Annotated in this window: 11 protein-coding genes; all 11 read right to left on the bottom strand. The window is 72.3% G+C overall.

The features are described 5' to 3' along the window. Nucleotides 1-203 precede the first annotated feature (203 nt). Nucleotides 204-1,595: a tyrosine-type recombinase/integrase gene (locus AC07AL_RS03745; RefSeq protein WP_478316725.1), complete on the bottom strand. Its 1,392-nt coding sequence runs from the start codon at nt 1,593-1,595 to the stop codon at nt 204-206. Then, nucleotides 1,595-1,780: a helix-turn-helix transcriptional regulator gene (locus AC07AL_RS03750; protein ID WP_350526693.1), complete on the bottom strand. Its 186-nt coding sequence runs from the start codon at nt 1,778-1,780 to the stop codon at nt 1,595-1,597. Before AC07AL_RS03750 ends, AC07AL_RS03745 begins: the two co-directional genes overlap by 1 nt. A 254-nt stretch (nt 1,781-2,034) precedes the next feature. Continuing rightward, the gene (locus AC07AL_RS03755) at nt 2,035-4,011 is read right to left on the bottom strand and encodes a YfjI family protein (RefSeq protein WP_478316727.1); all 1,977 of its coding nucleotides are present in this window, start codon (nt 4,009-4,011) and stop codon (nt 2,035-2,037) included. Further along, nucleotides 4,008-4,295, bottom strand: coding sequence for a hypothetical protein (locus tag AC07AL_RS03760; RefSeq protein ID WP_478316728.1), 288 nt, complete (start codon nt 4,293-4,295; stop codon nt 4,008-4,010). The genes AC07AL_RS03755 and AC07AL_RS03760 overlap by 4 nt, the downstream gene beginning before the upstream one ends. Nucleotides 4,296-4,465: 170 nt before the next feature. Further along, entirely contained in the window at nt 4,466-4,924 is a 459-nt protein-coding gene (locus tag AC07AL_RS03765; RefSeq protein WP_478316730.1) for a hypothetical protein, read from the bottom strand. Between the two features lie 113 nt (nt 4,925-5,037). Next, nucleotides 5,038-5,355, bottom strand: coding sequence for a hypothetical protein (locus AC07AL_RS03770; protein WP_478316732.1), 318 nt, complete (start codon nt 5,353-5,355; stop codon nt 5,038-5,040). A 349-nt stretch (nt 5,356-5,704) separates the two neighbouring features. Beyond that, nucleotides 5,705-6,076: a hypothetical protein gene (locus AC07AL_RS03775; protein ID WP_478316734.1), complete on the bottom strand. Its 372-nt coding sequence runs from the start codon at nt 6,074-6,076 to the stop codon at nt 5,705-5,707. Nucleotides 6,077-6,165: 89 nt separating this feature from the next. After that, entirely contained in the window at nt 6,166-6,321 is a 156-nt protein-coding gene (locus AC07AL_RS03780) for a hypothetical protein (RefSeq protein ID WP_478316736.1), read from the bottom strand. A gap of 170 nt (nt 6,322-6,491) precedes the next feature. Continuing rightward, nucleotides 6,492-7,172, bottom strand: coding sequence for a hypothetical protein (locus AC07AL_RS03785; RefSeq protein WP_478316738.1), 681 nt, complete (start codon nt 7,170-7,172; stop codon nt 6,492-6,494). Next, complete coding sequence (locus AC07AL_RS03790) at nt 7,172-7,606, bottom strand: hypothetical protein (RefSeq protein WP_478316740.1); 435 nt, start codon at nt 7,604-7,606, stop codon at nt 7,172-7,174. The genes AC07AL_RS03785 and AC07AL_RS03790 overlap by 1 nt, the downstream gene beginning before the upstream one ends. A 16-nt stretch (nt 7,607-7,622) precedes the next feature. After that, nucleotides 7,623-8,360: a hypothetical protein gene (locus tag AC07AL_RS03795; RefSeq protein ID WP_478316742.1), complete on the bottom strand. Its 738-nt coding sequence runs from the start codon at nt 8,358-8,360 to the stop codon at nt 7,623-7,625. Nucleotides 8,361-8,615: the final 255 nt, after the last annotated feature.

The following is an 8,615-nucleotide window of genomic DNA, read 5'->3' on the forward strand; positions in this document are numbered from 1 at the left end:
TACCCCCCCCCCCCCCCCCCCCCCCCCCCCCCCCCCCCCCCCCCCCCCCCCCCCCCCCTCCCCCCCCCCCCCCCCCCCCCCCCCCCCCCCCCCCGGGCCCTTCTGTCATGGTCGAACAGTGATATTGATGTCTGGTTGTTTTGGGTGGTTTGTCTCACCTAGTTCCGCCCGGATCTCGCTGCTGACCAGGGCGTACGGACCAGCTACGGACCAGGATCCGGGGCCGGCGGCGCCGGACGGTTCCGGTTGAGCCGCTTCGAGATCAGCTCGTTGGCGTACTCGACGGTGCCGTGCAGGCACTTCGCGTAGACCCGGAGCATGACGGCGACGCTGTGCCCCGCCCGCCGGGCGACCTCCGTCGGATCGACTCCGGAGTTCAGCCCGAGCGAGATCCCGGCGTGCCGCAGGTCGTACGGCCGCTTACCGAGCTTCGTGGCGCAGTCGGCCGGCGACAGCACCTCGGCGCGGGCCCGCTGCCAAACCACCCCGTAGCCGCTCTCCTGCACCATCCCGCCCCGGGACGTCCGGAACAGCCGCCCGTCGGGCGCGGCGCCGAAGGTTGCGACGTGCTCCCGCAGGATCGCCACCAGCTCGGGCGGGATCGGAACGCGGCGGGTCGCCTTCTCGGCCCGGTGCTTCAGCCCGCGCTTGTCGTGCGACGTCCCGTCGTCCGTCCAGGACGAGCCAACCCGCGGACGGGTCTCGTCCAGGACGACGTAGCCCCATCCCTCGACCGGGAGGTGGCAGCGGGCGAGCGTGAGGAACACGGCCTCGGCCGGCCGCAGCCAGCCGTAGTAGAGGCAGGCGAAGAAGGCCCGGAGATGGGCCCCGCGCTTCCCCTGACGCCCAGTCGCCTCGATCAGCGCCGCGGCCTGGTCCTCGTTGACCACCACGCCGGGGTCGACCTCCTCCTCGGTCTCCGGCGGCTGCCACTGGACGGTCGGGAAGGGGTTGGCGGTCAAGTAGCCCTCCTCCACGGCGTAGCCGAAGAGGTGGCCGAGGATGCGGCGCTTGCGCAGGATGACCGAGGGGGCGGCCTTCTTGCCGTCGAGCTTCACCGCGAGGGCGTTCAGCAGTCGGCGCACCATCGGCGGCTCCTCGAAGGCGGAGACCGACACGGACTGCTTCTGCACCCAGGCCAAGGCCTTGGCCCAGTCCGCCGGCGGCTCCTCCCCCCACGCGTTCACGTTGAACGCCCAGCTGTAGAGCGCCCGGCGGACGACCCGCTTGTCCGGCATACCGGCCTTCGACTTCACCAGCTCGAACGTGACCGTGGCGAGGGCGTCGGCCCACGTCGTGCGGGTCTTGGCCGGAGCCCCTTCCCACCGGGCCTCGACGTACTTCCGGCCGAGCTCGTACCAGCTGATCTGCTTCTCCTTGCGGAGCTCGGAGAGCGGCAGGCCGCGGTCGACGTCGAATGGCTGCCCGTCGCGGAGGGCGGAGATCAGCTCGGACTTCCGGCCGTCGGCCGCGGTCTTGGTCAGGAAGGACTCGGAGAACTCCCGCCCGGCGACGGTCCAGCGGACCATCCAGGGGGCCCGCCGGTCCGGGCGGTGCCGGTGATCCCAGAACTTGACCTTGTAGGAGGTGGGCATCAGGCGGCCACCTCGCAGGCGGCGAGCCACGCGTTCAGGTCGGCCCGGTCGACCCGGACCTGGCCGTTGGGGAGCTTGATGAGGCGTGGGGCCTTGCCCCGGGCGCGCATGCGGTAGAAGGCGGCGCGGGACATGCCGAGTTCGGCGAGCACGACGGGGAGCTTGAGCAGTTCGCGCTTGGGCATGGCGAAATCTCCTGCTGGGGTGTGGGTGAAGGTCGCGAAGCCGTGCGGGCCCTCTCGTCAACGAACGCGGAGGGCGGAGAGCGTCAGGGGAGTCAGGGGAACTCACTGACCTGCGGAGATGCCGCCTGCCGGGGCGTCAGGGGTTGTCAGGGCTGTCAGGGGATCTCGGTTATCCCTGACAGCCCTGACGTTCCCTGACAGGGCGTCCGGCGGCGTTGTGGCTGGTCAGGGCTTTGCCCTGACACCCCTGACGGTCACGTGATCGTTTCCGTGTCCGTGGGGCTGCTCGCGGCCGGGTGAACGCGGTACGTGACGGCCTGCGGGCGGCCGCGCTGGCCGGCCGTCGGGGGCTGGTCGGCGCGGAGCCAGCCGTGCTGTTCGAGCAGCTGCAGGGCGGGGTCGACGTCGGCGACTTTCTTGAACCGGCGGCTGCTGGCGACGGCGTCGTGGGCCTTGATGCGGGTGCGGTGGGTGCCGTCCTTCTTCGGTCGCTGGAGCCACTGGAGGAGGGCGTGGGCGTCCTCGGTGGCGGGGTCGGCGGCGATGAGGTCGAAGACCGCGAGGGTGTGGGCGGTGTAGTACTCGGCGATCTCGGCGGCGCGGTCGACGGTGGTGGCCTCGACGGGCGCCCGCCAGTCGCCGGCGACGTGGTCGGCGAGGTGGAGGAGCACCGCGATCCGGGCGATGTGGCCGACGAGTTTGCCGGCCCAGTCCTTGATGTGGGCGAGCGGCTCGTCCGGTCGGAGCTGGACTTCGAACTTCTCCTGGAGCTTCTCGACGGCGAGGTCGGCCGCCTCGGTCAGCTTCACGGTGACCGGCTCGTCCAGCGCGGTGAGGGTGCGGAGCAGGGCCGAGAGGCGGACGTCGTAGGTGGTGGCGACCGGCTCCGGGATGGGGGTGGTGCGGATCTTGCGGTAGCCGAGGTTGGACGGTGGGAGCGAGTACAGGAAGCGGGCGAGCAGGCCGCGGTCCCGGGCACCGGGAGCGGCGCCGAGCTCCTGGAGGACGGCGGGCTGCGGGGTGACGCCGATGGTGAGCGCGGGCTTGTCGACGGTGGGCTGCTCGCGGGTGATCCGGTCGGCCTGGAGCCGCTCGCCCTTGTGGGCCTGGAGGAAGACCCCGAGGTTGGGCTTGCTGCTGTAGCGGCCGACGATGCTGTCGAACAGGTCGCCCTCGGGCGAGAGCGCGGCCAGGCAGCGGTGGACGCCGAGTTGGTGGGTGACGGTCTCGGGGGTGATGTCCCCGGACAGGGTCAGCCGCGGGCTCGGCGGGACGACGATCTCGTCGGCCAGCATCCGGGCGGCGGAGATCTCGGCCACCAGGTGCGCGCGGTCGAGGTCGGGGTTCTTGCGGGCCTTGGCCATGAGCGCCTCGACCTCGGCCAGCGCGGCGTCCTTGGCAGTCTCGGCCTCGATGATCCGGGCCCGGGCCTCGGCCCGCAGCTCGTCCTCGACTCGGTAGACGGGGCCGGTCAGGAACGCGAACACGTCGGACTTCCGGCTGGCCGGGGGCATCGCGCAGGTCAGATAGAGGTTGGACTGCTCGCGCCAGCCGGGCCGGATCTCGACGCCGACACGCCCGCCGGCGGCGGTCGACAGCGCGGCCAACGCCATGGTGGCGGCTGCGTCGGGCGGGGTCTGGGTGAACTCGGCGACTGCCTCGACGTAGGCGCCCACCCACGTGGGCAGGGCCTTCACCGGGAAGGTCGGCAGGACGCCGTGCGAGCCGAGCGGGACGGGGTCGAGCCACGTCTCGCCGGAGGCCAGGTCCGCGAGGGCGGCGAGAGCAGCGGTGCGGACGTCGTTGAGGTCGGCCTGGTCGTCGCCGGCCATGTGGGCGAGGCGGCTGGTGGCGGTGTTGATGCGGCGACGTTCGGCGGCCACGCGCACGATCTCGGCGTAGTAGTCGCCGTTGGCGGCGGTGGGGGTCGCCTCGATGCAGGTGTGCAGGTAGCCGGGCCCGCCGATGCGGACCAGGTCGCCCTGGGCGCGTAGGACACCGGCCAGCAGCACCGGGTCGACCGGCCGTTCACCGTCGGCCATGCGGACGATGGTGCGCCAGATCGTCTCGTGCGCGGGGTGGTAGAACGCGCTCGGGTCGCCGAGCTGGGCGGCCAGCGCCGGGATCTGGGCGGGGTCGAGCAGGGCGGCGCCGATGACGGCCTGCTCGGCGGCCTTCACCTCGGCGGGCTCGGGCCGGAACGGGATCACGTTCGGCGCGTACTCGATCACTGCTCGACCTTACGGGGGACCTGGTGGTGGTCGAGCCAGGCGAACGCGGAGGTGCTCTCGGCGCGGTTGTAGACCTCGATGGCCGCGTCGGTGACGCTGCCGGGGTAGACCCGGGGGCCGATGAGGCTGGCGTACAGGCGGGCACCGTGGTGCACGCAGGCCTTGGCGGCGTCACCGTGGCGGTCGACGACGGTCACGGCGTCACGCGGGCCCTCGCAGGGGCTGGCATCGCCGAGGTGGGCGGCCTCGCAGATGTGCTGCGAGCCGATGGTGGTTCGGGGCATGCTGGTGTCCTGGTCTCTGTGAGGGGACTGGATGGCCCCGCACCGGCCGCCGACCTTGGCAGAGAGACGGCTGGTGCGGGGTTTGGTGCGTCAGGCGGAGCACCGCTTCCCCGATCCGCCCACCGATGGGTGGGCGGATCGGGCAACCGCGGTACGGCGGTTGGGCAGGCTCAGGCGAACGTCGCGATCCGGCTGGCGGTGTCGCGGTCGAGGTCACCGTCTGCGATGGCCCGGGCCAGGGCATCGGTGAGGGGTCGGCCTCCCGGAGGGACTTCCTCGGCCTGGGCGGGCAGGTCGTGGGTGTGGCCGGTCAGCAGGGCGCCGACCGCAGCGGCGACGCCGGTGGGGGTGACGACCAGGCCGTAGACGAGCGGCCTCGGGTTGGTGAGGCGGTCGTCGCTGGTGCCGTAGGCCCAGAGCCAGCCGGAGTTCTGGTTCCAGAGCAGGCTCAGACCGTGCGGGTAGCCGGCGGTGTCGGCACGGCCCACGTCGAGGCGGATGTGGATCTCGGTGAGCATGATCTCGCCGTTGTCGGCGCAGTACTCGGCGAACGACTCGTCGTGGTCGGCGTTGTCGCCGAGCGCGGTGAGGACGGCCTCGAAGTACGGGCGGTGCGGGGCGTAGGACACGGGATTCCCTTCGGGAACAGCGGGTCCGGTCTGTCCGGGCCCCCGAACCGTCCGGGCCTCGCCGCCGGCTGCGGCGGTGGTCCGGGCGGCACGGTCGGCAGGGCAGGCCTGGGTCAGATCCAGTCGGGGCCCTGGGCGAACTCGCAGGTGCCGTCGCAGTCGTAGTAGCCGCAGCCGTCGCACTCGGGGCAGTGGTCGTGCTCGAGGTGGACGGGGACGTGCAGCTCGTCGTCCCATCCGTCGGTCTCGTAGCCAGCGCCGGTGCCGTGGCAGCCCTCGCACATCTCGGTGTGGCCGGGCGGCGGCCCGGCCGCGGCCTCCTTCTCGGCGTGGCGCTGCTCGTCGGCGAGGTCGAGGGCGATCTCGTACGCCTTCTCCTCCTCGCGGGTCGGGTGGTCGGAGTAGTCGCACCAGTCGAAGTCGGGCTCCATCGGCGGCCTTTCAGATGTTCGGCGCAGTGGGTCTGAGCTGGTCAGCGAGGGCGCGGGCGGGCGACGGAACGGCAGGCTGCGTTCGGTCGCCGACGTGCCTGAGCCATGGCTGGGCGCGGGGCGCCAGCAGGGGCCTAGAGAGGAGGCGGCGCCGGTAGGAAGCACACTGACCTGCGCTTCCTACTGCCCTACCGGCCTCTTGAGGCGCGGTGGAAAGCGGCGGGGAGTGGGGGCAGGCGGCCACCCTGGCGGCCGCTGAGTGCGCGGCGGGTTGCGGGCGCGGGGTGAAACGGAAGCGGCGGCCGGGTGCTGCCCGGCCGTCGCTTCGGCGTTGGAAGGAGAAGTTTGGTCAGGGCCCGGGATGGGCCGGGATGCTGGCGCCGGTACCGGAGTTGGAGAGCAGAGATTCCAGCGGCTGGGGAGTGGGCAGTGCGGGCCGGGGCGGGGAATGCGGGGATGCGGGAGGGTCCAGGTGGATGGACCAGGCGATGAGCGTGGCGAGGATGATGGCCACGATGGCGAGTGCCGGGGTCGGGCCGAACTGACGCGGTGGGTGGTGGGGCACGAGGGGCACCGGCTGGAGGTCCTGGATGCGCTCGCGGTCGGGGCGCCGGCCGTGGTGCACGGCGGCGATGTGAGCGCGGCGCTCGGCTTCCGCCTCGGCCTCACTGGAGTGCTCGCTGACGGTGCGACAGGCCCCGCACCAGTACTCGTACGGCATCTGCCGAGCATGGCAGAGCGCTTATCGGCCGGGGGCCGAACGGGGGCTTCTGTGGGGCGGATAGGGGGAGGGCCCAGGGCGGGGCGGGGTCAGTTCAGGGCGCGCGGGTTGGTGTGCATCGGGCGGTCGGCGCAGTCCTCGGCCCAGCACTGGTGGGTCCAGCAGGTGCGGCGGTCGTCCGCGTGCATGCCGGCGTCCTCGGCAGCGTCGTCCGCAGCGAGGGCGGCGGCGAGGTCCTGGCCCATGGCGGTCTCCTTCTGGTGATCGACTTCCCCTCCCGACGGGTGCCGGTTGGAGGGGGTAGGGCGGTAGGTAGGGGGCTGGCAGGGAGGGCGGTAGGCGCGCGCTGACCTGCGGTTCCTACTGCCCTACCGCCGCCCGAGAGGGGGCGTCGGGAGGGGCTGGGGGAGCGGGGTCAGGCGGCCTTCTGGGCAACCGCCGGGACGGTGCCCGGAGCGGCTTCAGGGAGGGCATCCAGCAGCACCGCGAGGCGGTTGCGCTGGCGCCCGTTGAAGGTGAGCTTCTTGCCCTCGACCAGGGCCACCCCCAGGCCCTCCAAGTGGGCCCTCAGATCGGTGACCTTCCAGCTGCCGAAGAGACCCCTCGCCTGACCCTCCTCCAGGACGTGGGAGAGGTGGGCGGCGGTGCCCTGGTCGGACATCCCGGCGACGTACCGAATGAGGGCGTGCAGGTCGGCGTCGGCGGGGGCGCCCTGGAGCTCGTCGTCCTGGTCGTCGGAGCCGTCCGGCCCGGCTTCGGCGGAGGCCTCTTCCGGGTCTCCGGGTTTGGCCTTGGCTGCCTTCTCCTTGGCGGCCTGGTCGGCCTTGGCCAGTTCGGCGGCGGCTTCGGTGTTGCCGACCACGACCGCCACGATCACCCACAGGACGAGGAGGACGGTGACAGTGGTCGGTGCGTACCGGGCGACGGGCCGGGCCAGGACGGGGGAGAAGAAGAGGCCCAGGGCGAGTGTTCCCCCGATCTGTTGGCGGGTGATCGAGATCTTCTCGGCGCGGGGTCGGATGGCCCGGATGATCAGACGGTTGCCCAGACCGAGGGCGGTGACGGAGACGCCGGCGAGGTAGCGGCGGGGATCCATCAGGCACCCGCCATGCTCTTGATGACGGAGCCGATCACGGTGATGGGCAGGGCCCAGAGCCCGCCGGCGGCGGCGTAGACGGACGGCACGGTGGAGCCGAGCGCGGCGTCCTTCCACGGGTTTGGCTTGGTGCCGAACAGGAGGAGGGTCAGCACGAAGGCCACGGCCCCGGCGCCGACGTTGCCCAGCGCGGCACTCTGCGAAGTGAAGGAGTGAGTCAGGGCCTCGCCGACGGTTCCGGGTGCGCTGAAGGCCTGTCCGGCCCCGGCGGCGAAGATCCCGAAGACGATCATGAGCCAGGCGGTGTGCTCGTCCTTGTGCTTCTTAGCGAGCTTGCCCTGCTTCTCGGCCTTGCGGCTGCCGAGGATGATCCACACGGCGATGGCCAGGCAGAGGCCGCCGGAGCCGAACGAGCCGAGCAGCTGGGTGTCCATGGCGATCTCCTGACGGTCAGTGGTGGGAGCTGGAGAGGAGGGTGATCAGCGGGGCCAGGCCGAGGGCGCCGACCAGGGCGGAGGCGAGCGGCACCCGGACGAGGACCAAGATGGTGAGGGCGCCGGGGCCCCGGACCTCGGACACCCGGACGTGGCCCCACCTGCGCATACGCAGGTCGAGGGCCCAGGCGCCGGCCGCGGTGAACGCGGCGACGGTGAGCGGCAGGTGGGCGGCCAGTTGGACGGCGCCGACGTTGTAGCCGACCACGGCGGAGGCGGTGGTGAGGATGCACCAGCGGCGGAAGCGGCGGGCGCGCTCGGACTGGGGCTGGCGCCACAGCACGGAGGCCTTGCGGCGCTGGGCGAGCCGCTCGGTGCGGTGCCGGGCCTGGCGCTGTTCGGGGGTCTCGCCCTGCCGCTGGTACCAGGCCTCGTGCTCGTTGTGCATGCGCTCGGCCCGCTCTTCCGGCGTCTCACTGATCAGCAGGCCCAGGCGGTTCACCACGTTGTCCAGGTCATAGGAGGGGGCGGGCTGCTGCGGGTCGGTGGGGTCGGTTTCGTCGACCAGGTCCTCGACGGCCTGGTCCTCGCTGGCGTCGACGGGGGCGGTCTTGCGGAGGTCGACGGGCGCGGCCTCGGATTCGGGAGCGGTGCGCTGGCTCCACGGACCGCTCTTGCGCCACCACTCGGCACCGAGCTCGGGCTCGGGCAGGCCAACGGTCGGCGGCTGGGTTGGGGGCGGGGGAACGGTCACCGGTACCACCCCCGGCGGGCCAGCTCGCGCAGGGCCCACAGGCCGATCCCGGCGTCGGCCAGGATCAGTAGCAGAACCAGGTAGATCACGGTCTGCCTCCATTGGCAGGTAGCGGGGGGGGGGGGGGGGGGGGGGGACGGGGGGGGGGGGGGGGGGGGAGCCGGGGGGGGGGGGGGGGGGGGAGGGGGGGGGGGTTTTGGTGGTGCTCAACTGTCCACCAAGACAGAAAAACAAGAGGTGGGGGAAAAGGGGGGT

The organism is Kitasatospora sp. NPDC043949 (assembly GCF_056435365.1).

Excerpts from the sequence above, each read along its gene's own strand:
- AC07AL_RS03770 (WP_478316732.1), bottom strand. The coding sequence starts at position 5,355 with ATGGAGCCCGACTTCGACTGGTGCGACTACTCCGACCACCCGACCCGC.
- AC07AL_RS03775 (WP_478316734.1), bottom strand. The coding sequence starts at position 6,076 with ATGCCGTACGAGTACTGGTGCGGGGCCTGTCGCACCGTCAGCGAGCAC.
- AC07AL_RS03750 (WP_350526693.1), bottom strand. The coding sequence starts at position 1,780 with ATGCCCAAGCGCGAACTGCTCAAGCTCCCCGTCGTGCTCGCCGAACTC.
- AC07AL_RS03745 (WP_478316725.1), bottom strand. The coding sequence starts at position 1,595 with ATGCCCACCTCCTACAAGGTCAAGTTCTGGGATCACCGGCACCGCCCG.
- AC07AL_RS03785 (WP_478316738.1), bottom strand. The coding sequence starts at position 7,172 with ATGGATCCCCGCCGCTACCTCGCCGGCGTCTCCGTCACCGCCCTCGGT.
- AC07AL_RS03790 (WP_478316740.1), bottom strand. The coding sequence starts at position 7,606 with ATGGACACCCAGCTGCTCGGCTCGTTCGGCTCCGGCGGCCTCTGCCTG.
- AC07AL_RS03760 (WP_478316728.1), bottom strand. The coding sequence starts at position 4,295 with ATGCCCCGAACCACCATCGGCTCGCAGCACATCTGCGAGGCCGCCCAC.
- AC07AL_RS03780 (WP_478316736.1), bottom strand. The coding sequence starts at position 6,321 with ATGGGCCAGGACCTCGCCGCCGCCCTCGCTGCGGACGACGCTGCCGAG.